Below are 21,194 nucleotides of genomic sequence, written 5' to 3' on the forward strand. Positions count from 1 at the left end.
CGAGGGCTTGACCGGGCACCGCGAGGGTCCTATCTTTCGTGAAACGTTTCACTACAGCGCGGAAGCAGGAGCACGATGACGTCCTTCGAGAACATCTCCGGGCAGCTCGCCGAGCAGGCGATCGAGCTGCCCTCCTGGGCGTTCGGCAACTCCGGCACCCGCTTCCGCGTCTTCGGCCAGCCGGGCGTGCCCCGCGACCCCTTCGAGAAGGTCGCCGACGCCGCCAAGGTCCACGAGCTCACGGGCCTGGCGCCCACCGTCGCCCTGCACATCCCCTGGGACGAGGTCGACGACTACGGCAAGCTCCGCGCCCACGCCGCCGACCTCGGCGTGGCGCTCGGCACCGTCAACTCCAACACCTTCCAGGACGAGGCCTACAAGCTCGGCAGCCTCGCCCACCGCGACGCCGCCGTGCGCCGCAAGGCCATCGACCACCACCTGCGCTGCATCGAGATCATGGGCGAGACCGGCAGCCGCGACCTGAAGATCTGGCTGGCCGACGGCACCAACTACGCCGGCCAGGACGACATGCGCACCCGCCAGGACCACCTGGCCGACTCCCTGGCCGAGATCTACGCCGCCATCGGCGAGGACCAGCGCCTCGTGCTCGAGTACAAGATCTTCGAGCCGGCGTTCTACTCCATGGACGTGCCCGACTGGGGCACCTCCTACGCCCAGGTCGTGGCGCTGGGCCCCAAGGCCTTCGTGTGCCTGGACACCGGTCACCACGCGCCCAGCACCAACATCGAGTTTATCGTCATGCAGCTGCTCCGCCTGGGCCGCCTGGGCTCCTTCGACTTCAACAGCCGCAACTACGCCGACGACGACCTCATCGTCGGCTCCGCCGACCCCTTCCAGCTCTTCCGCATCCTGGTCGAGGTCGTGCGCGGCGGCGGCCTGGGCCCCGACAGCGGCGTCGCGTTCATGCTCGACCAGTGCCACAACATCGAGGCCAAGATCCCCGGCCAGATCCGCTCGGTGCTCAACGTGCAGGAGATGACCGCCCGGGCGCTGCTGCTGGACCGCGCGGCCCTGGACGCCGCCCAGCTCGCCGGTGACGTGCTCGGGGCCCACGAGGTGTTCATGGACGCCTTCCAGACCGACGTCCGCCCAGCTCTCGCCGACTGGCGCGAGTCGCGCGGGCTGCCCCGCGACCCGATGGCCGCCTACCGCGCCAGCGGCTACCAGCAGCAGGTCGAGGCCGAGCGCGTCGGCGGGGACCAGGCCGGCTGGGGCGCTTGAGGTCTCCGGTGCGTCGGAGCGCTCCCGGTGCGCGGTCGCCGGCACGCACACCGGCGCGTGCCGGAGTCCGCGACGTCGCTCGCCTGGCCGGGGTGAGCCCCCAGGTGGTCGCGGACTCCCTGAACAGCGCGGGGAGCGCCGCCAGCTCGCAGGCCGCCGCACCTGAGCGGCACCGCTGCGTCCCGGCTGCTGCGCACCCGCCCAGACACGTCTTCGAGCCCTCGACCCGAGACCCGCTCCCCCGCCTGACGGCCGCTCCCACGGAGGACCACTCGTGAGCACCAACCCCACCGCCGACGCCCTGGTCGCCCGCTCGAACCGCCTGGGCGCCGAACCGGCCAACACCAACTACGCCGGAGGCAACACCTCTGCCAAGGGCACCGCCACCGACCCCGTCACCGGTGAGGAAGTCGAGCTGCTCTGGGTCAAGGGCTCCGGCGGCGACCTCGGCACCCTCACCGAGGCCGGCCTGGCCGTGCTGCGCCTGGACCGGCTGCGGGCCATGACGTCGACCTACCCCGGTGTGGACCGCGAGGACGAGATGGTCGCCGCCTTCGACCACTGCCTCTTCGGCCGCGGCGGTGCCGCGCCCTCCATCGACACCGCCATGCACGGCCTGGTCGAGGCCGCCCACGTCGACCACCTCCACCCCGACGCCGGCATCGCCATCGCCACCGCGGCTGACGGCGAGGCGCTGACCGCCGAGGTCTTCGGACCGAAGGTCGTCTGGGTGCCCTGGCGCCGACCCGGCTTCCAGCTGGGCCTGGACGTCGCCGCCGTCAAGGAGGCGAACCCCGAGGCGGTCGGCTGCATCCTCGGCGGGCACGGCATCACCGCCTGGGGCGACACCTCCGATCAGGCCGCGGCGAACTCCCTGTGGATCATCGCCACGGCCCAGGCGCACCTCGACGCCCACGGGAAGGCGGAGCCCTTCGGCGCCGTCCGCCCCGGGTACGAGGCCCTCGGTGACGCCGAGCGCCGTGCGCGCGCCGCTGCCCTGGCGCCCACGATCCGGGGGCTGGCCTCCCACGACCACCCCGTCGTCGGGCACTTCAGCGACGACCCCGCGTGCTCGACTTCCTCGCCCGGGAGTCCCTGCCGCGCCTGGCCGAGCTCGGGACCTCCTGCCCGGACCACTTCCTGCGCACCAAGGTCAAGCCCCTCGTGCTCGACCTGCCCGCCACCGCCACCGTCGAGGAGGCCACGGCCCGCCTGCGCGAGCTGCACACCGCCTACCGCGAGGACTACCAGGCCTACTACGACCGCCACGCGGTCACCGACGGACCCGACGCCTCCCCGGCGATCCGCGGCGCCGACCCGGCGATCGTCCTGGTCCCCGGGGTGGGGATGTTCAGCTACGGCAAGGACGAGCAGACCGCCCGCGTGGCCGGGGAGTTCTACCTCAACGCCATCAACGTCATGCGCGGCGCCGAGGCCGTCTCCACCTACTCCCCCATCGCCGAGGCCGAGAAGTTCCGCATCGAGTACTGGGCGCTGGAGGAGGCCAAGCTCGCGCGGATGCCGAAGCCAAGAGCCACGCCACCCGCATCGCGCTGGTCACCGGTGCCGCCTCGGGCATCGGCAAGGCGATCGCCACCCGCCTGGCCGCCGAGGGCGCCTGCGTCGTCGTCGCCGACCTCGACGCCGAGAAGGCCCAGGCCGCCGCGGAGGAGATCGCCGCGCTGGTCGGCGCGAAGGTCAGCAGCGACGTCGCGATCGGCGTGGCTGCGAACGTCACCGACGAGGCCGCCGTCGCCGCCGCCGTCGAGGCCACCGTGCTGGCGTTCGGCGGGATCGACCTGGTGGTCAACAACGCCGGGCTGTCGCTGTCCAAGCCGCTGCTGGAGACCACCGCCGAGGACTGGGACCTGCAGCACGACGTCATGGCCAAGGGCTCCTTCCTGGTCTCCAAGGCCGCCGCGAGGGCGCTCATCGAGCAGGGCCTGGGCGGTGACGTCGTCTACATCTCCTCCAAGAACTCCGTCTTCGCCGGGCCCAACAACATCGCCTACTCCGCCACCAAGGCCGACCAGGCCCACCAGGTGCGCCTGCTGGCCGTGGAGCTGGGTGAGCACGGGGTGAAGGTCAACGGCATCAACCCCGACGGGGTGGTGCGCGGCTCGGGGATCTTCGCCGCCGGGTGGGGCGCCAACCGCGCCAAGACCTACGGCATCGACGAGCAGGACCTGGGCGCGTTCTACGCCCAGCGCACCATCCTCAAGCGCGAGGTGCTGCCGGAGAACGTGGCCAACGCCGTCGCCGCGATCACCGGACCGGACTTCAGCCACACCACCGGCCTCCACGTCCCCGTGGACGCGGGTGTGGCCGCCGCCTTCCTGCGATGACCTCCACCACGGACAGGGCCGCGAGGTCGGTCGCCGCGATCGACCTGGGCGCCACCAGCGGCCGGGTCATCACCGGCGCGCTGGACGGCGGGCACGGGCAGGAGCGGCTGCACCTGCGCCACGTGGCCAGGTTCGACAACACCCCGGTCCGCCTGCCCGACGGCCTGCACTGGGACGTGCTGTCCCTGTACTCGGCCGCGATGCGGGGCCTGGGCGCGGCCTCGCGGGAGGAGCCGGGCCTGGTGGGGGCCGCGGTGGACTCCTGGGCCGTCGACTACGGGCTCCTGGGCTCCGGCCGGCTGCTGGGCAACCCGTACCACTACCGCGACGAGCGGAACCACGCCGGCGTCACCGACGTCCACGCCCTGGTGGGCCCCGAGGAGCTGTACCGCCGCAACGGGTTGCAGCACCTGCCGTTCAACACCCTCTTCCAGCTGGCCGCCTCCCGAGCCAGCGGCGAGCTGGGGCTCGCCGAGCGGCTGCTGCTCATCCCCGACCTGCTCGGCTACTGGGCCACCGGGCGCCAGGTCGCCGAGCGCACCAACGCGTCGACGACGGGCCTGGTGCCCGTCGGCGGCGGGACCTGGGACGGCGAGCTGCTCGGCCGACTGGGCCTGCGCCCCTCCCTCTTCCCCGAGGTCGTCGAGCCCGGCGCTGTCATCGGCGGGGTCTCCTCCGCAGTGGCCTCGGAGTTCGGCATCGCGGGCGGTCTGACCTTCACCGCCGTGGGCTCCCACGACACCGCCTCGGCGGTCGCGGCGGTCCCGATGCAGGCCGAGGACGCCGCCTACATCTCGTGCGGCACCTGGTCGCTGGTGGGTGCCGAGCTGAGCACCGCCGTGACCAGCGAGACCGCCCGGTCGGCCGGGTTCACCAACGAGGGCGGCGTCGACGGGCGGGTGCGGTTCCTCAGGAACGTCATGGGCCTGTGGCTGCTGTCGGAGTCGCTGCGCACGTGGGCGAGGGCCGGCACCACCCACGACCTGCCCGCTCTGCTGGAGCAGGCCGCGCTCGTGCCCCACGACGTCCCGACCTTCGACGCCAACGACCCCCGCCTCATGGCCCCCGGAGACATGCTGAGCCGGGTCGGAGCGCTGCTCGCCGAGCGGGGTCACCCGGCCCCGGCCTCGGCACCCGAGCTCGTCCGCAGCGTGCTGGGCAGCCTGGCCGAGGCCCATGCCGGGGCCGTCCGCGACGTCGACCGCCTCACCGGGCGCACCACCCGCACGGTGCACCTGGTGGGCGGCGGTGCGCAGAACGCGCTGCTGTGCCAGCTGACCGCCGACGCCACCGGGCTGCCCGTGGTCGCGGGTCCGGTGGAGGCCACCGCCGTCGGCAACCTCCTGGTGCAGGCGCGCACGCACCACCTGGTGCAGGGTGACCTCGAGGCGCTGCGCGCCGTCGTCGCCCGCTCCTTCCCCCGAGGACGTTCCGGCCGCGCACGGGCGCCGCCACCTCACGACCCGACGCGCTGCAGAGAGGCTGAGCACCCGATGGTCCAGCGACAGGCCCCCAAGCCCGCCGAGCTCCTGGAGTACCTCCACTTCAAGAAGCCCACCCTCGACGGCCGCAAGCGCCGCCTCGACGCCGCCCTCACCGTCGAGGACCTGCGCACCATCGCCAAGCGCCGCACCCCCAAGGCCGCCTTCGACTACACCGACGGCTCCGCCGAGGCCGAGATCTCCATCGCCCGCGCCCGCCAGGCCTTCCAGGACGTGGAGTTCCACCCCCAGGTCCTGCGCGACGTCGCCCACGTCGACACCACCACCACCGTCCTGGGCGGCGCCTCAGCCCTGCCCTTCGGCATCGCCCCCACCGGCTTCACCCGCCTGATGCAGACCGAGGGCGAGACCGCCGGAGCCGGCGCCGCCGCCGCGGCGGGGATCCCCTTCACCCTGTCCACCCTGGGCACCACCTCCATCGAGGACGTCAAGGCCGCCAACCCCCACGGGCGCAACTGGTTCCAGCTGTACGTCATGCGCCAGCGGGAGATCTCCTACGCCCTGGTCGAGCGCGCCGCGAAGGCCGGCTTCGACACCCTGTTCTTCACCGTCGACACCCCCGTGGCCGGTGCCCGCCTGCGCGACAAGCGCAACGGCTTCTCCATCCCCCCGCAGCTGAGCCTGGGCACGGTGCTGGACGCCTCCACCCGCCCGTGGTGGTGGTACGACTTCCTCACCACCCCCAAGCTGGAGTTCGCCTCCCTGAGCGCCACCGGCGGCACCGTCGGTGACCTGCTGGACATGGCGATGGACCCCACCATCAGCTTCGACGACCTCCAGGTCATCCGGTCGATGTGGCCGGGCAAGCTGGCCGTCAAGGGCGTGCAGACCCTCGCCGACGCCAAGAGGTTCGCCGACGCCGGCGTCGACGCGATCGTGCTGTCCAACCACGGCGGCCGCCAGCTCGACAGGGCGCCCATCCCCTTCCACCTGCTGCCCGAGGTGGTCAAGGAGGTCGGCGAGGACCTGGAGGTCATCGTCGACACCGGCATCATGAACGGCGCCGACGTGGTGGCCTCGGTCGCGCTGGGCGCGAGGTTCACCCTGGTGGGGCGGGCCCTACCTGTACGGGCTGATGGCCGGCGGGCGCCCGGGGGTCGACCGGGTGGTGCAGATCCTGTCCGAGCAGGTGGTGCGGACGATGAAGCTGCTGGGGGCGCACTCCCTGGAGGAGCTGACCCCGGAGCACGTCACCCAGCTGGAGCGCCTGGTCCCCCGCGCCCGGCGCTGAGCGCGCCAGGGGCCCGGCTGCTCAGCAGCCGGGCCCCTGGGCGGGTGGAGGTCAGTGACCCGGGGTGGCGTCCTTGGCCTTCTCGACGTTCTGGCGCTGCTCCCCCATGACCTGGTCCTTGCGGCCCTGGGCGGTCAGCTCGGCGTCGTCGGTCTTCTTGCCGACGGCCTCCTCGGCCTTGCCCACGGTCTTCTGCACGACGTTCTTCAGCTTGTCGCCTGCGGACACGGGTCCTCCTCCATCGCTGCACTGCTGTCGCCGATCACGCTAGGAACGCGATCACCGCACCGCGCGGCGAGGTGAGCCCCGCCGGGTGTCGCGATCATCACAGCCCGTCAGGGGTTTCGGCGCCCTGCGGCGGGGTGAGGACGGCGAAGCGCGTGGTGCGCCGCAGCCGGAAGCCCAGGTGCTCGTACAGGCCGATCGCGCCGGTGTTCGACGCCGAGGCGTGCAGGAACGGCAGCTCCCCGCGCTGGCGGGTCCCGTGGGCGACGGCGAGCACGAGCCGCCGCCCCAGCCCCTGGCCGCGCCAGGCGGCGTCGGTGCACACCGCGCTGATCTCGGTGGCGCCGCGGCCTCCGCCCGCGGGGTGCAGCCGCTCCCCCGCCATCGCCACCAGCCGGCCGGAGCGGCGGACGCCGAGGTAGGTGCCCATCTGCACGGTCCGCGGCAGGAACGGCCCCGGCTCCGTGCGCCGCACCAGGTCGGTCATCTCCTCGACGTCGTCCGGGCCGAGGCGCACCGCCTCGGGGTCCGCTGCGGTGACCACCGGCCCGTCGTCGTCGGCGACCAGCTGCACCCCGGGGATGTCGACGACCACGCCCCAGTCGCCGGGCGGGGTCGGCACGTCGCCGGTGAGGACCAGCACGCCGCCGGGACCCACCAGGGTGGCGGCGTCGCGCCAGTCACCGGGCGTCGGGTCGGGCGGCAGGGCACCGAAGGCGGCGACGTCGGGCTCGTAGGCGACCACCCGGCCGCGGCGGCGCGCGAGGTGGGCGTGCGGGCCGGTCGCCGCGTGCCAGACCGCCCGGTCGAGCAGCGCGTCGAGGTCGGTGCTCCCGCTCAGCTCGGAGCCGCCGGTCACCGGTCGCCCCACTGCGCCGCGAGCAGCTCGTAGGAGCGGACGCGCGCCGCGTGGTCGTGGGTGGCGGTGGTGACGAGCAGCTCGTCGGCGCCGGTCGCGTCGCGCAGGCGCTCCAGGCCCGCGACGACGGTCGCCGCCGAGCCCACGAAGCGCGTGGCCAGCCGGTCGGCGACCAGCGCGTCGTCGGCGGCGGTCCACCGACCGGACGCGGTGAGCTCGGCGGCCTCCGCCGGTGTCGGGTAGGGGATGGCACCGGCGGACGTGCGGATCGAGCGCACCCACGGGCCGTAGCCGGCGGCCAGGTGCTGGGCCTCCTCGTCCGTCTCGGCGACGATGACGTCGGCGGAGACCGTCAGGTGCGGCTGGGCCGTGCCGTGCGGACCACCGGCAGGGCGGAACGCCGCCCGGTAGGAGCGGGCGGCGTCGAGGACGCCCTGCGGGGCCACGTGGTAGTTCGCCCCGAAGCGCAGGCCGCGCTCCCCCGCCACCGCCGCCGTCGTCCCGCCGGTGCTGCCGAAGAGCCAGACCTGCAGGTCGGCGCCGGTGCCGGGGTGGGCCTGCAGCGGCACGCCGGCCGAGGAGGTCCACGTGCCGGCGAGGAGGGCGAGCACGTCGTCGACCTGCTCGCCGAAGCCGGGTGCGCCGGGTGCGGGGACGGGCACCAGCTCGGGCAGGGCCCCGAAGCGCGGCGCGGTGAGCAGCGGCGCCAGCGGGAACGGCCCGGGCACGCGCAGGCCGTCGACCACCGCGCCCTCCTGCTGCTCCGGCGTGGGCGCCGGCGGCGGGGCGAGGGGCGCGCCGTCCTCGCCGCGCGGCGGGCCCCCGGGGCGCCCGAGGCCGAGGTCGATGCGGCCGGGGTGCACGGCGTCGAGGAGGGCGAAGTCCTCCACGGCGCTCAGCACCGTGCGGTGACCGGTCTGCAGGGCCGCGGCGCCCAGCCGGATGGTCCGCGTCCGCCCCGCCACGAGCGCCAGGACGACGGCGGGCGAGACGCCCACCACGCCGGGGTTGAGGTGGTGCTCGGCCACCCAGTAGCGGGCGTACCCGCAGCGCTCCGCCGACTCGGCGAGGTCGGCGCTGTTCGCCAGCGCCTGCGCCGTCGTGCTGCCCGAGGGGACGGGCACCAGGTCGAGGACGGCCAGGGGCGTGCTCACGCGCTCGCTCCCGCCGTCGTCGTGCTGGAGCCACCGGCGGGCACCGGCCGCAGGCCGAGGTTGTCGCGCAGCGTGGTGCCCTCGTACTCGGTGCGGTGCACCCCGCGCTCCTGGAGGATCGGCACCACACGGTCGACGAACGGGTCGAGCCCGCCCGGCGTGAGGTGCGGGACGAGGATGAACCCGTCGGAGGCCTCCGCCTCGACGAGGTGCTGGATGGTGTCGGCCACGGTGGTCGGCGAGCCCACGAACGTCTGCCGCGCCGTCTGCTCGATCATCAGCTCGCGGATCGACAGGCCCTCCGCCTCGGCCCGCTCCCGCCACGCCCTCGCGGTGGCCAGCGGGTCGCGGTACTGGCGCACGCTCGCGCGACCCTGGCTCATGACCTGCTCGCCGACCACCGGGTCGACGTCGGGCAGCGGACCGTCGGGGTCGTAGCCGGACAGGTCGCGGTTCCAGACCTGCTCGAGGAAGACGATCGCCGTCGCCCCGCTGACCTGCGCGCGGCGCACCTCGCGGGCCACCTCCTCGGCCTCGGCGTCGGTGTCGCCGAGCGCGAAGGTGGCCGCGGGCAGCACGAGCAGGTCGTCTCGGCGGCGGCCGAACGCCGCGAGGCGCGCCTTGACGTCGGCGTAGAACGGCCGGCCCTCCTCGAGCGTCGCGTACCGCGTGAAGATCGCGTCGGCGTGCTCGGCGGCGAACGCGCGGCCCTCCTCGGAGTCACCGGCCTGGAAGACCACCGGCCGCCCCTGCGGGCTGCGCGGCACGGTGGTGTGCCCGGAGACGTCGAAGTGCGCGTCGTGGCGGGCGAACGCCCCCGGCCCGGGCGCCCGCAGGAACCGGCCGGTGTCCTTGTCGGCCAGCACCTCGTCACCGCGCCAGGAGTCGAAGAGCTCGAGCGCCGTCTCCAGGAACGAGCGGGCGCGGTCGTAGCGCTGGTCAGCGGCGAGGAACCCGCCGCGGCGGAAGTTCTCGCCCGTGAACGCGTCCCAGCTGGTGACGACGTTCCACGCGGCCCGACCCTCGGAGAGGTGGTCGAGGGTGGCGAACTGCCGGGCCACCTCGTAGGGCTCGTTGAACGTCGAGCTGATGGTGCCGGTGAGCCCCAGGTGCGTGGTGACGCCGGCGAGGGCCGCGAGGATCGTGAAGGTGTCGGGCCTGCCGACGACGTCGAGGTCGTAGGTGCGCCCGGCGTGCTCGCGCAGCCGCAGCCCCTCGGCGAGGAAGAGGAAGTCGAGCTTGCCGCGCTCGGCGGTCTGCGCGAAGCGCACGAACGAGTCGGGGTCGATGTGGCTGCCCGCGGCGGGGTCGGACCACACGGTGGTGTTGTTGACGCCGGGGAAGTGCGCCGCGAGGTGCACCTGGCGCCCGGTCGTGTCTCGGCTCATCGCGCTGCCTCCGTGAGGGCGTAGCGGTTGGCGGGGCGGGCCAGGCCGAGGCGCTCGCGCAGCGTGCGCTCGGAGTACTCCGTGCGGAACGCCCCGCGGCGCTGCAGCTCGAGGACGAGCCCGCGCGTGGTGGCGTGCAGGTCGTCGGGCAGGACGGCGGGGCGCAGCCGCAGGCCGTCCAGGCCCGCCTCCTGCCACGCCAGGGCGAGGTCGGCCAGCTCGGCGGGCGTCCCGGCGAAGACCAGCGCGTCGCTGGTGCCGGCCAGGGGTGCCCCGGCGGCCTCGTCGAGGCGGGCCAGCCGCTCCGCCGCGGCCCCGGGCCGCTCGTCGAGGACGACGGCGACGTCTCCGAGCAGGCGCAGCGGCTGGTCGCCGGCGCCGTCCGGCCAGGCGGGCTGGGTCTGCCGCTCGGCGCGCACGGCGGTGACGAGGCGCCGCGCGTCGTCGGCGTCGTGGGGGGTGAGGAACCCCAGGTCCGCGGAGCGCGCGACGAAGCGGTGCGCCACGGGCACGTGGCTCAGGGCCGCCACGAGCGGCTGGCCCTGCGGCGGGCGCGGGGTGGTCGAGGGGCCGCGCACCGAGAAGTGCGGGCTGTCGACGTCGACGGCGTGCAGCTTGGCGGCGTCGACGAAGCGGCCGGTCGCGGTGTCGCGGATCTCGGCGTCGTCCTCCCAGGAGTCCCAGAGGCGGCGCACCACCTCGGTCCAGTCGCGGGCCTCGTCGAAGACGTCCTCCACGAGCGCCGGGTCGGGGGTGCTCCCGGGGACGAGGGCCGTCAGCTCCGGGCGGCGACCGAGGTGGGCGGCCTCGTCCGGGCGCAGGGAGACCTGCACCCGCACGCCCGCGCGGCCGCGGCTCGCGTGGTCGAGGGTGGCCACGGCCTTGGAGAGGTGGAACGGCTCCGTGTGCGTCGCCGTCGCGCTCGGCACGAGGCCGACGTGCTGGGTGACGAGGGAGAGCCTCGCGGCCACGAGCACGGCGTCGAGGCGGCCGACCACCACGTCGGTCCGGTCCGTCGACTGCAGGCGGAACGCGTCCTCGAGGGTGACCAGGTCGAGCAGGCCGGCCTCGGCCTCGAGGGCGAGGTCGGTCCAGTAGCGGGCGCTGGACAGCTCGGTGGGGCGGGCGGCGGGCTCGCGCCAGGCGGCGGGGTGCCACCCCGCGCCGTCGAGCGCGACCGCGAGGTGCAGGGGCTTCGTGGGCACGAGCGGGTCAGCGGGCACGGGGGCGCATCTGTTCCAGGGCACCTGCTGACCCGCTCGGCGTCGTGGCGGCCTCAGACGGCCGCGCGGACCCTGTTGGTCCAGGTCGAGACCACCTCGGTGCCCGCGCGCTCCAGCAGCTGGGTCACGGGGCAGCGGCGGCTGACCTCGGCCACGAAGGCGTCGAACGCGGCGTCGTCGAGGTCGGTCTCCAGCTCGACGGTCAGCGACACCTTCGAGAACGACGGGTTCCCCTCGGCACCGAAGACGAGCACGGAGTTGTCGAGCTCGGCGTCGACGCGGCCGTGGAACGCGCCCAGCTCGACGCCCTGGCCGAGGGCGACGATCTTCGAGGTGACCTGGTTGCACGAGACGTAGCCCGCGAGCACCAGGTCGAGCGGGCTGGGGGCGCTGTCGGTGCCCCCGAACGCCGGGTGGCCCTCGGCGCGGACGACGTGGGGTCCGCCGGCGACGGCGACGTCCTGCAGGACGCCCTCCCCCTCGCCGTGGAGCTCGAAGCTGAGGACGGAACCCTTCGGGTGCAGCGGCACGTGCGTCTCCTCCATCGGTGCGGGCGCGCGGGACCGCGCGCCTCGGTGGGCGGGTGGTGCTCGGGTGGTGCGGTGGGTGGGGCGCCGGCTCAGGCGGCGCGGCGCTCCGCGGAGCCAGCCGGCTCGGCAGGGTCGGCGGTCTCGGCGGTCTCGGCGCGGAGCCGGTCCCGCAGTCCGGGCTCGGAGCTCGAGCGGCGGAAGGCCCCGCGGCGCTGGAGCTCGGGCACCAGGCCGCGCGTGGTGGCGAGCAGGTCGCGGAGCGGCTCGGCGGGGTGCAGCCGCAGCCCCTGCAGGCCCGCCGCGCGCCACGCCAGCGCGAGGTCGGCGAGCTGGGAGGGCGTTCCGGCGAACACGCGCGCGCCCTCGGGTGCGGTGGCCGGGAGGCTCGCCGCCGCGAGGTCCGCGCGGTCGCGGGCGCGGGCGGCGTCGTCCTCGAGCACGACGACCAGGTCTCCGAGGAGGTGGCGCGGAGCGCCCTCGGTGCGGGCCGCCGCGACGAGCTGGTGGACGTCGACGGTGGTGCGCGGGGCGACGAACCCGAGGTCGGCGGCCGAGGACGGCAGGGCGCGCGGGCCGCGCCCGGGGCGGCCGGGCAGGGCCACGACGGGCCCGGTCCCCTCCGCGGACCAGCGGCGACGAACCGCGCGGACCCACCCCTGCTCGTCGGCGGGGACGGGCACCTGCAGCAGGACGCCGGCGCGTCCGCCGCTGGCGCGGTCGAGCTCCTCGACCGCGGTGGCGAGCCGGCCGGGCTCGCTCAGGCCGGCGCGGACGACGGGCAGCAGGCCGGTGCTGCGGGTGGCCGCCGCCAGGCGGGTCGCGGCACGGACGGCCCCGAGCTCGTCGGCGGCGGGACCGGCGGGGGCGTCGAGGGTGAGGAAGTCGAGCAGGCCCCTCTCGGCCTCGGCGGCCAGGTCGGCCCAGGGCGCCGTCGCGCCGGCGTGGTGCCCGCCGAGGGCGAGGGCCAGGTGCAGGTGGGACATCGGTGGACCTCTTCCGCCCCGGTGCGGGGCCTCGCGCTTACCGGGGCCCCGCCTCGTGCGGGGTCCGGTCGGGTCGTCACCTGGGGCACCCCGCCGCAGAGCGAGGGTTGCCGGTCAGCTAGCCAGGGCTTGTCGCTGACGCTCATGACCTGATGGATCTGGTGGAGCTGGTCGTGCTGGGCCAAGCGTGGCGCCTGGGGCGCGGGCGCGTCAACACCACCCCGCCGTCCTCCCCCGCGGGGCGCCCGCTCCCCTCGTACGCCCTCCCCCTGTTGGCACGGGGTGGCCCTGCGCCAGTAGGACTGGCACGGGGTGGCCCTGCGTCATCCGGGGAGGGGTGCAGATCCCCCCACTCCAGGCGGAGTGACCTCCGGGCGCGCCCAAGACCTCGAGGGCGGAGTCCGGGGCCACATCAGCGCCCCCTCTGGCCCGGGACTCCGCCGTCGCGAGCTCCGCTCCGCCCCACCGCGGGCGCTGCGAGGCGAGGCGAGGCCCCCTCGTTGGCACGGGGTGGCCCTGCGCCAGCAGGACTGGCACGGGGTGGCCCTGCGCCATCCCGGGAGTGGTGCAGATCCCCCCGGGCGCACCGGGCTCGCCCGGTTCGTCGGCCAGAGGCCGGCCCGGGACGGGCGGGCGTCAGAAGGAGACGACGCCTCGGATGCGGTGTCCCGTGGCGATCGACTCCCCCGAGATCATCGCCGCGCGCGGCGACAGGAGGAACGCGACCAGGTCGGCGATCTGGTCGGGGCTCGACTCCCCGCCGCGCCCCGGCGCCACCTCGGCCGAGGGCGTCGGCGTGACCGTCCCGGGGCTGACGGTGTTGACCGTGACGCCGCTGCCGGCGACGGCGTCGGCCAGGTTCTTCGCCGCGACGACCAGCGCGGCGTTGCGCACGGCCCCGGTCGTGTTGCCGGTGAGGAAGGCGTTCTGCCCGCTCACGCCGACGACGCGCCCGTACCCCGCCTCCCGCATCACCGGCAGCGCCGCCGCGGCCAGCCGCAGGAAGACGACGGCCTTGGCGTCGAAGGCCTCGAGCACCTGGGCCGGGTCGTCGTTGCGGGCGGGGTCGAGCGTCTGCGCGCTGGGCGCGGCCGTCACCACCAGGCCGTCGAGCCGCCCGTGGTGGGTGAGCACCGCCTCGACGGCGGCGGTGGCGGAGGCGTCGTCGCGGGCGTCGAGGCGCAGCCGGAGGCCGGCGGCGTCGGGCTCGGTGGAGCGCGACGCGACGACGGCGGCAGCGCCCTCCTCACCGAGCCGGCGCACCACGGCGCTGCCGATGAGGCCGCCTCCCCCGACGACGAGCACCACGCGTCCGGCCAGCCCCAGGTCCACCCGGGAAGGCTAGCCGCGACGGGCCGCGGCGCCGCTCGAGCCGGAGCCGGCGAGGGCTGACTCCGGGTCGGGGTGCAGCGGCATCACGTGGCGCATCCCGGTGATGCGGAACAGCTGCTCCACCCGCGGGCTGGTCGAGACCAGCACGAACGTGCGGCGGTGGGCGCGCGCCAGCTTGTGGCACTGCACGAGGACCCCGAGGGCGTAGGAGTCCATGAAGGTGACCGCGCGCAGGTCGACGACGACGCTGGGTGCGCCCTCGGCGCCGTCGTGCCGGATGAGGCGGCGCAGCTCCTCGCGCAGGGGCGGGGCGGTCCTGACGTCGAGCTCGCCGTCGACGCGGAGGACGACGGCGTGGCCGTCCGCCTCCAGGGGGAGCCGGGTGGTCGTGGTGCTCATGTCCCCCCTCCGCCCGTTCCGGCTCCCGCTGTCGGCGGCGAGTCTGCGGCCTGCGGCGCCGCAGCGCCTGTGGTTCCTGAGGGTAACCACGGGAGCGGCGTCCGGCACCGGTGCCGTGCGCCGTCCGGGGTCTCGCGGCGGCGTCCACCCGTCTCCCGGACGGGCGGGGTCTGGGAGGTGTGGATCTCCGGCGGCCGGGTACTGACGTCCCCGTGACTGAGACGATCAAGGACACCCCGACCGGCCAGACCCTCCGCGGCGACGACCGCACCACCTTCACCCGGGCCGCCCTGGAGCGGGCCGCGCGCGCCTCCCACGACGCCGGCGACCAGCGCGACGAGCTGGCCCGGCGCGTCGAGGAGGCGCGGCGCACGCGCAAGGAGGCCAAGGCCGGGCGCCGCACCGCCCGGGCCCAGCTGGAGCTGGCCGAGCGCGACGTCGCCATCGCCAAGGAGACCGTCGCCTCGCTGCGCGCGCAGCTGGCGGTGGCCACCAAGCACGCCGAGAAGGTGGGCAAGGACGCCGAGAAGGCGGAGCGCGAGCACACCGAGGGCCTGCGCCGCGCGTCGAAGAAGAAGGGGAGGGCCGAGGCCCGCTCGAAGGACGCGAAGGGCGGAGGCGCACCCGCAGCGTCGACGGACACCCGTGACGAGCACCGCGACCAGGACGGTGACCAGGACCGCGACGGCCAGCGGGACGGCCTCGCGGCGCGCGCGGCGGACCTCGCCGAGCGGGCCACCGACGAGGTCGCGGGGGCTGCTCTGACCCTGGAGGAGAAGGCCGACGACGCCGCCGCGAAGACGGCGACGCGGACGCGCCGCCCCCGCGGGTCCAGCGCCGGGTCCGGCACGACGACGCGCCGCAGCACCGGTCGACGCACCGCTGCCCCAGGGACCACCCACACCGCGGCGACCGCCCCCTCGTCCGACGTCGACAAGGCCGGCCAGGGCGCCTTCACCGTCGACGGCGACGCCGCCGGGCAGCGCAGCGACGCCTGACACGCCCCGCCCGGTGCGCCCCGGGTGTGCAGCGCCCCGCAGCCCAGCGGCTGCGGGGCGCTGCCGCGCCAGCAGACGCCAGCCAGACGCCAGCCAGACGCCAGGCAGGTAATAGCCGGACGTCAGCCGGACGTCAGCGGAGCAGCCGCTCCACCGCGGCCTCGACAGCGGCGAGCGGAACGGGGCCGCCCGGCACGCAGGCCGGGCCGTCGGACGAGAGCAGGGCGCGCAGGCGGGCGACGTGCGGGTAGGCGGCCAGGGCCGCCGACGGCGGCGCCGCGTCCGGGACCTCCACCGCGCGGGGACGCACGGCGAACAGGTGCAGCACCACCACGACCGGCGCATCGCGCACGGCGGTGGGGCGGGCCCCGCCCCGCTCCAGAGCGGCGCGCAGCGCGCTGGCCCAGGTGCCGCCGCGCACCCAGTCGTCCACCAGCACGGCGGAGGACGTCGCGAGGGTCCACGACGCGGGGTGGCAGCGGGCCAGCTCGACGGCCCTGCGGTGGACGCCGCCCAGCACCGCGCGCCACCCGCCGTCCGCGGCGCCGTCCCCCTGCGCGGTGGTGCAGGGGTGGAGGAGCCCGGCGAGGGCGCGCGCGACGGCGCTCGCGAGCGGCGTCCCGCCGTCGTCCGCGCAGGAGCCGGCGGCGGAGCCCGCCTCCACCGCGGCCAGGAGGAGCTCCCGCTCGTCACCGCCCTCGGACGCGTCGCGCACGCCGAGATTCTTACACCGTAAGACCAGACCCCCGGGAGGGGGTCGCGGTCAGGACCCGCTGCTGGAGACCTGCTGGGTGATCCTGTCGATCAGCGCCTCGAGCGACTCCTCGAACTCCCTCAGCGACTCGTCCTGCGACAGCAGCGGCCCCAGGCGCTCCACCACGGGCGCGTCGCGCAGCCCGTGCTCGGGGACCTCCTCCTCGACGAGGTCGAGCGGGCCCACCGCCCCACCGCGGTGGGAGACCTCCAGCAGCAGGTTGCCGAGCAGGAAGCTGGTGAAGGCGCGGTAGACCGCCACGGCCTGCTCGTCGCTGAAGCCCTCCGCGAGCAGGCCGGAGAGGAACTTCTCCACCCAGCGGATCGAGCGCAGCGGCGGCCGCAGCCAGGGCGCCTCAGGAGGTGTCGAGGCGATGAGCGGGAACGCCTTGGGGTGCGCGATGGCCACCCGCCGCACCCCGTGCGCCATCCGCTGGAGGAAGTCCTGCCACCCGTGCTCCGGGGTGCTGAGCACGTCCTCGTCGAGGTCGAGCTGGGCCACCAGGGTGTCGACCACGCCGTCGAGGAGGTCCTCGCGGCCGGGCACGTACCGGTACAGCGACATGGCCTCGACGCTGAGCACCGCCCCGAGCTTGCGCATCGTCAGCGCCGAGACGCCCTCGGCGTCGATGAAGTCCAGCGCGGCACCGAGGATGCGCTCCCGGCTGAGGGGGATGCGCGCGGAGGGCATCTCGCGGCCCTGGACCGCGAGCACGTCGGCATCGGGCACGGGCCCACCGCCGGCGACGGGTGCGGCGGCGTCGCTGCCGGGAGTCGTGGTCACGGGTCGAGACTTCCACCCGCAGCCGACCCGCGCAGACCCGGCACCGCCGGTCGTGGCAGCGGTCGCGCTGCGCCCGCGGGCGTCACGAGACGGACCTGACGATCTCCAGGACCGTCGGCCAGACGTCGCGGGCGCGGTCGGCCGCGGCGAACCCGGTCGCGACCAGCGGCCAGACGCAGCCGGCGGCGGAGACGAGCCAGGCGAGGCCGGCGAGGACCCACGCGAGCGCCGTGCGCCGCGCGCGCCAGGCCACCACGAGCAGGACCGCCGCCAGCGCGAGGCCGAGGAGCACGCCGACGGTGCTGCTGATGACGGGGACGTCGACGACGGGTCCGGTGCCGGCGGCGGCGCCCACGAGGCCGGTCACCGGCCCCAGGACGAAGAGGGCGTTCAGGACGACCAGCACCGCGCCGACGACGACGGCGACCAGCGGTCCGGACGAGCCCCGGGAGGTCCGGTGGCGCGAGCCGCGGACCCCGATGAGGCGGGGCAGGGACCGGGGTGTGGAGCGGGAGCGGTGCACGACGACTCCTGGCACTCGGGCGCCGCCACGGCGGAGGCGCGCACCGGCTGTCTACCCGCGGACGATCACTGCAGCCACCCGGGTGCTGCCTCCCGAAGTGGTGCCGGTTTCAACTCGCCGATCTACCCTTGCGGTGTAAGTCTCCTCACCGCGGCGCACTCGGCGCCGCCTCGTGAAGGAGCTGCGATGTCGAACACCACCGCTTCCGCCACCCCGGCCACGGTCGCGAAGACCTCCTCGAGCAGCAGCTCGCTGGCCTCGACCCAGGGCTCCACCACCATCGCCGACACCGTCGTGTCGAAGATCGCCGGCATCGCCACCCGCGAGGTGCGCGGCGTCCACAACCTCGGCGGCGGAGCCTCCCGCGCCGTCGGCGCGCTGCGCGAGCGCATCCCCGGCGCCTCCACCAACCACTCCCAGGGCGTGTCCGTCGAGGTCGGCGAGAAGCAGGCCGCCATCGACATCGACCTGATCGCCGAGTACGGCGTCGCCATCGCCGACCTCGCCGCCGGCGTCCGCCGCAACGTCATCGCCGCCGTGGAGCGCATGACCGGCCTCGAGGTGACCGAGGTCAACATCGACGTCAACGACGTCTACATCCCCTCCGAGGACGACGGCGCCGACCAGCCGGCCGAGAAGCCGCGCGTCCAGTGACCTCCGTCGACCAGCTCGGCGCGGCCGACCCGGCGCAGGAGCCGCAGCCGGTCGACGTCGTCGTGAGCACCGTCCTCGCCGTCCCGGGCGTGGCCTCGCTGAGCGCGGGCCCGGCGGGGACGGCCGCCACGCTGCTCCCCGGTCGCCGCGTCGACGGCGTCGCCCTGCGTGCCGACGGCACGCAGGTCCACATCGCCGTCCAGTACGGCGTCGACGTCCGCGAGACCGCTGAGGCGGTCCGCGTCGCCGTCACCGCGCTGGAGCCCCTGGCCCCCGTGCCGGTGACCGTCCGCGTCGAGGACGTCTACGCCGCACCGACCGGCCCAGCCCGCCCCTGACCGGGCTGCGGGGTCCGGCGGCGCCGCCGCCGGACCCCGCACCGCACCACCCCCTCGCGGGCCGACACCAGGCCCGCCCCACAGCCCGGAGGAACTCATGAGCACCGCCGTCCCCCCCACCTGGATCGGTGTCGTCGTCGCCCTGCTGCTGGCCCTGGCCGGCGTCGCCGGCGGTTTCGGCGGCTTCTGCTTCGCCCTCGTGCTCGGCGCCGTCGGCTACCTGGTCGGCGCTCAGGCGGAGGGCAAGATCGACGTCCTCGGCGCCCTGAGCGGCCGCGGCCGTGGCTGAGACCGCCAGCGCCGCCGAGCAGCGCCTGGCGGCCCCCGAGCAGCGCGGGTCGCTGCACGTCGCTGACAAGGTGGTCGTCGCCATCGCCCGGGCCGCCGCGCTCGGCGTCCCCGGCGTTGCCCCCGCCTCGGCCACGTCGGGCCTGATCTCCTCGGCCATCGGCCGCGACCTGCCGCGCGCGAGCGCGAAGGTGGCGGGCTCACGGGCCCGCCTGGAGATCGAGGTCGCCTCGGTGTGGCCCCACCCCGCGGCCCGCGTGGCCGCCGACGTCCGCCAGGCCGTCACCTCCCAGCTGGCCCGTCTCGCAGCGGTCCAGGCAGACGCGGTCAGCGTCACCGTCGACGCGGTGGTCCGCACCTCCGCCCCCGAGCGAGAGAGGGTCCGATGACCACCACCACCCCGGGCCGCCACGCGGCGGCGCAGGGCCGCGCACCGCTGCCCTCGGCAGGGCTCCCCACCGGCGCCGGCACCATCGGATGGCTAGGGCCGCTGCTCGCGGTCCTGCTCGTCGGTGTCGCCGTCGTGCTCGGCCAGGACGCCTGGGTCCGGCTCAACGGCGGCAGCACCACCTGGCTCGGCACCGCCGCGTCCGGGCTCGACGGGCTGGCGCCCGCGCCGTGGATGGCCGCCGTCGGCGTCGTCCTGGTGCTCGTGGGGCTGTGGCTCGTGCTGAAGGCCTTCGGCCGCCGCACGCGCGACGCGCTCGCCCTGCGCGGCAGCAGCGGCGCGCACCTCACCACCGGCGACGTCGCGCGCCTGGTGACGGGCGCGGCGAACCAGGTCGACGGCGTGCTCGACGCCAAGACCAGCGCGTCGCGCCGCAGCGCGACGCTGTCGATCACCACCACCGGCACGCCCGGCACCGAGTCCCAGGCGCAGCAGGCGGCCGAGCGGGCGCTGTCGGCGCTGGCCAGCCCCCCGCGCGTCCGCGTGCGCGCCACCACCACTGGAGACCCCTCGTGAGCCGTCGCGTCCTCGGCCTGGACCGCTTCCTGGCCCTGCTGCTCGGCCTGGTCCTCATCGCCCTCGGCGCAGCCGTCGGCGCCTGGGGCCTCGGCCAGCTCACCCGCGTGTGGCCGTCCGCCCCCGGGCAGGTCAGCACCGGTCCGGTGACGAACGCCCTCGGGGCCTCGTGGTGGGCCGGCGCGGCCGCCGCGGGCGCCGTCGTCCTCGGCCTGCTCGGGCTGTGGTGGCTGCTGGCGCACGTCCCGCGCCGCTCCACCGGCGGACCGCTGCGCCTGAGCGGCTCCGACCGCTCCGGCGCGCTGTCGGTGGACGGCAGCGCCGCGGCGCAGACCGCCGCCGAGGTGCTCGCCGAGACCCCGGGCGTGCGCTCGGCCTCCGGCAAGGTCGTCTCCGACCGGGGCCAGCTCGTCGCCGAGATCTCCGTCACCGCCGAGCCGTCGGTCGACCTGACCGAGCTGGCCGAGGCCGTCGAGCGCACCACCGCCGACCTCAACACCGTGCTGGGCCGCTCGGACCTGCGCGGCCGCGTGGCCGTGCACATCGCGCGGCGCGAGCGCAGCCAGCCCCGCGTGCGCTGACCGGCTCGACCGGTCCGTCGCCCACCCCTCGACACGCCCCCTGGAGGAGCCGTGGCCCCGCCCACCCCGCGCTCCGGCTCCCGCCGGAACGAACGACCCCCTTCCGCCGCCGCCACCACCGCCTCGGCACCGGCTGACGCTCCCGTCGGCACCGCCCAGGCCCTGCTCGCCGAGTTCGCCGGCACCTTCGTGCTGGTCTTCGGCGGCTGCGGCGCAGCCGTCCTGGCCGCGGCGACCACCACCACCGACGGCACCGAGGTCGGCATCGGCTACCTCGGCGTCGCCCTCGCCTTCGGCCTGACGGTCTTCGTCATGGCCTGGGCGGTGGGGCCGCTGTCGGGCGGGCACTTCAACCCGGCCGTCACCGTGGGCCTGGCCACCGCCGGCCGCTTCGCCTGGCGCAAGGCCCCCGCCTACGTCGTCACCCAGGTCGTCGCGGCGGTCGTCGCGGCGGCGGTGCTCTACGCCGTCGCCTCCGACCGTCCCGGCTTCGACGCCGTCACCTCGGGCTTCGCCACCAACGGCTACGGCGACCGGTCCCCGGCCGGCTACGGCGTGGCCGCCGCGATCATCATCGAGGTGCTGCTCACCGCGGTCTTCCTCGTGGTCATCCTCGGCGCCACCAGCGACCGCGCCCCCAAGGGCCTCGGCCCGGTGGCCATCGGCCTGGCGCTGACGCTGATCCACCTCATCTCGATCCCGGTGACCAACACCTCGGTCAACCCGGCCCGCTCCATCGGCCCCGCGCTCTTCGCCGGCCAGGGAGCGGTCGAGCAGCTGTGGCTGTTCGTCCTCGCTCCCCTCGCGGGCGCGGTCATCGCGGGCGTCCTGTACTCCCGCGTGCTCGACCCGGTCCGCGCGACCAGGGCCTGACCACCACCACCTCCCGAGGAGACGA

At 75.5% G+C, this 21,194-nt stretch carries 21 protein-coding genes, 3 pseudogenes and 1 riboswitch; of the genes and pseudogenes, 12 read left to right on the top strand and 12 right to left on the bottom strand.

The genetic code is table 11. From position 1 onward, the window contains the following. The first annotated feature begins 75 nt into the window (after nt 1-75). From rhaI to F1641_RS23725, 4 genes and pseudogenes are all read left to right on the top strand, one after another. Nucleotides 76-1,242 (top strand): L-rhamnose isomerase, encoded by a 1,167-nt coding sequence (gene rhaI, locus F1641_RS05690; protein ID WP_194903527.1) that lies wholly within the window; start codon nt 76-78, stop codon nt 1,240-1,242. Between the two features lie 274 nt (nt 1,243-1,516). After that, nucleotides 1,517-3,587: pseudogene (locus F1641_RS23715) on the top strand (bifunctional aldolase/short-chain dehydrogenase). A gap of 200 nt (nt 3,588-3,787) precedes the next feature. Further along, nucleotides 3,788-4,933, top strand: a pseudogene (locus F1641_RS23720) (rhamnulokinase family protein); the annotation flags it as partial. A 147-nt stretch (nt 4,934-5,080) separates the two neighbouring features. Further along, nucleotides 5,081-6,320: pseudogene (locus tag F1641_RS23725) on the top strand (alpha-hydroxy-acid oxidizing protein). A gap of 51 nt (nt 6,321-6,371) precedes the next feature. On the opposite strand, the gene F1641_RS05710 reads toward F1641_RS23725, so the two are convergent. The 9 genes from F1641_RS05710 to F1641_RS05750 form a co-directional block, all read right to left on the bottom strand. Next, nucleotides 6,372-6,548, bottom strand: coding sequence for a CsbD family protein (locus tag F1641_RS05710; RefSeq protein WP_194903528.1), 177 nt, complete (start codon nt 6,546-6,548; stop codon nt 6,372-6,374). Between the two features lie 97 nt (nt 6,549-6,645). Then, nucleotides 6,646-7,404, bottom strand: a complete 759-nt coding sequence (locus F1641_RS05715) for a GNAT family N-acetyltransferase (protein WP_194903529.1) — start codon at nt 7,402-7,404, stop codon at nt 6,646-6,648. Next, nucleotides 7,401-8,558, bottom strand: a complete 1,158-nt coding sequence (locus F1641_RS05720; RefSeq protein WP_194903530.1) for an LLM class flavin-dependent oxidoreductase — start codon at nt 8,556-8,558, stop codon at nt 7,401-7,403. Before F1641_RS05720 ends, F1641_RS05715 begins: the two co-directional genes overlap by 4 nt. Continuing rightward, nucleotides 8,555-9,946, bottom strand: a complete 1,392-nt coding sequence (locus F1641_RS05725; protein WP_194903531.1) for an NtaA/DmoA family FMN-dependent monooxygenase — start codon at nt 9,944-9,946, stop codon at nt 8,555-8,557. Before F1641_RS05725 ends, F1641_RS05720 begins: the two co-directional genes overlap by 4 nt. Then, the gene (locus F1641_RS05730) at nt 9,943-11,169 is read right to left on the bottom strand and encodes an LLM class flavin-dependent oxidoreductase (protein ID WP_219729503.1); all 1,227 of its coding nucleotides are present in this window, start codon (nt 11,167-11,169) and stop codon (nt 9,943-9,945) included. Before F1641_RS05730 ends, F1641_RS05725 begins: the two co-directional genes overlap by 4 nt. A 53-nt stretch (nt 11,170-11,222) precedes the next feature. Further along, nucleotides 11,223-11,699: an OsmC family protein gene (locus F1641_RS05735; RefSeq protein ID WP_194903532.1), complete on the bottom strand. Its 477-nt coding sequence runs from the start codon at nt 11,697-11,699 to the stop codon at nt 11,223-11,225. An 89-nt stretch (nt 11,700-11,788) separates the two neighbouring features. After that, complete coding sequence (locus tag F1641_RS05740; protein WP_194903533.1) at nt 11,789-12,682, bottom strand: hypothetical protein; 894 nt, start codon at nt 12,680-12,682, stop codon at nt 11,789-11,791. Nucleotides 12,683-12,710: 28 nt separating this feature from the next. Next, a riboswitch (SAM riboswitch) is annotated at nt 12,711-12,832 on the bottom strand. A 486-nt stretch (nt 12,833-13,318) separates the two neighbouring features. After that, nucleotides 13,319-14,014, bottom strand: a complete 696-nt coding sequence (locus F1641_RS05745; protein ID WP_194903534.1) for an SDR family NAD(P)-dependent oxidoreductase — start codon at nt 14,012-14,014, stop codon at nt 13,319-13,321. Nucleotides 14,015-14,023: 9 nt separating this feature from the next. Continuing rightward, on the bottom strand, nt 14,024-14,413 hold the full coding sequence (locus tag F1641_RS05750) for an STAS domain-containing protein (RefSeq protein ID WP_194903535.1): 390 nt from the start codon (nt 14,411-14,413) through the stop codon (nt 14,024-14,026). 212 nt (nt 14,414-14,625) lie between these two features. On the opposite strand from F1641_RS05750, the gene F1641_RS05755 reads away from it, so the two are divergent. After that, on the top strand, nt 14,626-15,411 hold the full coding sequence (locus tag F1641_RS05755) for a hypothetical protein (protein WP_194903536.1): 786 nt from the start codon (nt 14,626-14,628) through the stop codon (nt 15,409-15,411). Nucleotides 15,412-15,544: 133 nt separating this feature from the next. Here F1641_RS05755 and F1641_RS05760 read toward each other — a convergent pair whose 3' ends face one another. From F1641_RS05760 to F1641_RS05770, 3 genes are all read right to left on the bottom strand, one after another. After that, the gene (locus F1641_RS05760) at nt 15,545-16,126 is read right to left on the bottom strand and encodes a hypothetical protein (protein WP_194903537.1); all 582 of its coding nucleotides are present in this window, start codon (nt 16,124-16,126) and stop codon (nt 15,545-15,547) included. 48 nt (nt 16,127-16,174) lie between these two features. Further along, nucleotides 16,175-16,948 (bottom strand): TetR/AcrR family transcriptional regulator C-terminal domain-containing protein, encoded by a 774-nt coding sequence (locus F1641_RS05765; RefSeq protein ID WP_206690670.1) that lies wholly within the window; start codon nt 16,946-16,948, stop codon nt 16,175-16,177. Nucleotides 16,949-17,030: 82 nt separating this feature from the next. Beyond that, nucleotides 17,031-17,471 carry a hypothetical protein gene (locus F1641_RS05770; protein WP_194903538.1) on the bottom strand — a complete coding sequence of 147 codons (441 nt, stop codon included), beginning with the start codon at nt 17,469-17,471 and terminating at the stop codon, nt 17,031-17,033. Nucleotides 17,472-17,657: 186 nt separating this feature from the next. Here F1641_RS05770 and F1641_RS05775 point away from each other — a divergent pair, with 186 nt between their 5' ends. The 7 genes from F1641_RS05775 to aqpZ all read left to right on the top strand — a co-directional run bounded on the left by F1641_RS05775 (nt 17,658) and on the right by aqpZ (nt 21,169). Further along, the gene (locus tag F1641_RS05775) at nt 17,658-18,125 is read left to right on the top strand and encodes an Asp23/Gls24 family envelope stress response protein (protein WP_194903539.1); all 468 of its coding nucleotides are present in this window, start codon (nt 17,658-17,660) and stop codon (nt 18,123-18,125) included. Continuing rightward, a complete protein-coding gene (locus F1641_RS05780; RefSeq protein ID WP_206690672.1) occupies nt 18,122-18,463 on the top strand; it encodes an Asp23/Gls24 family envelope stress response protein in 342 nt (113 codons plus the stop codon). The genes F1641_RS05775 and F1641_RS05780 overlap by 4 nt, the downstream gene beginning before the upstream one ends. A 97-nt stretch (nt 18,464-18,560) precedes the next feature. Next, on the top strand, nt 18,561-18,752 hold the full coding sequence (locus F1641_RS05785; protein ID WP_194903540.1) for a hypothetical protein: 192 nt from the start codon (nt 18,561-18,563) through the stop codon (nt 18,750-18,752). After that, entirely contained in the window at nt 18,745-19,140 is a 396-nt protein-coding gene (locus F1641_RS05790) for an Asp23/Gls24 family envelope stress response protein (RefSeq protein WP_194903541.1), read from the top strand. Before F1641_RS05785 ends, F1641_RS05790 begins: the two co-directional genes overlap by 8 nt. Further along, nucleotides 19,137-19,715, top strand: coding sequence for a DUF6286 domain-containing protein (locus F1641_RS05795; protein ID WP_194903542.1), 579 nt, complete (start codon nt 19,137-19,139; stop codon nt 19,713-19,715). Before F1641_RS05790 ends, F1641_RS05795 begins: the two co-directional genes overlap by 4 nt. After that, nucleotides 19,712-20,296, top strand: coding sequence for an alkaline shock response membrane anchor protein AmaP (amaP, locus tag F1641_RS05800; protein WP_194903543.1), 585 nt, complete (start codon nt 19,712-19,714; stop codon nt 20,294-20,296). The genes F1641_RS05795 and amaP overlap by 4 nt, the downstream gene beginning before the upstream one ends. A gap of 162 nt (nt 20,297-20,458) precedes the next feature. Beyond that, nucleotides 20,459-21,169, top strand: a complete 711-nt coding sequence (gene aqpZ, locus F1641_RS05805; RefSeq protein ID WP_194904846.1) for an aquaporin Z — start codon at nt 20,459-20,461, stop codon at nt 21,167-21,169. Nucleotides 21,170-21,194: the final 25 nt, after the last annotated feature.

Origin of the sequence: Quadrisphaera sp. INWT6 (assembly GCF_015390235.1) — a bacterium.
GTDB lineage: Bacteria > Actinomycetota > Actinomycetes > Actinomycetales > Quadrisphaeraceae > Quadrisphaera.

What these genes read in the sequence shown, in the direction of transcription:
- rhaI (WP_194903527.1), top strand. Translation starts at nt 76, where the DNA reads ATGACGTCCTTCGAGAACATCTCCGGGCAGCTCGCCGAGCAGGCGATC.
- F1641_RS05725 (WP_194903531.1), bottom strand. Translation starts at nt 9,946, where the DNA reads ATGAGCCGAGACACGACCGGGCGCCAGGTGCACCTCGCGGCGCACTTC.
- F1641_RS05740 (WP_194903533.1), bottom strand. Translation starts at nt 12,682, where the DNA reads ATGTCCCACCTGCACCTGGCCCTCGCCCTCGGCGGGCACCACGCCGGC.
- F1641_RS05750 (WP_194903535.1), bottom strand. Translation starts at nt 14,413, where the DNA reads ATGAGCACCACGACCACCCGGCTCCCCCTGGAGGCGGACGGCCACGCC.
- F1641_RS05775 (WP_194903539.1), top strand. Translation starts at nt 17,658, where the DNA reads ATGTCGAACACCACCGCTTCCGCCACCCCGGCCACGGTCGCGAAGACC.
- F1641_RS05785 (WP_194903540.1), top strand. Translation starts at nt 18,561, where the DNA reads ATGAGCACCGCCGTCCCCCCCACCTGGATCGGTGTCGTCGTCGCCCTG.
- F1641_RS05795 (WP_194903542.1), top strand. Translation starts at nt 19,137, where the DNA reads ATGACCACCACCACCCCGGGCCGCCACGCGGCGGCGCAGGGCCGCGCA.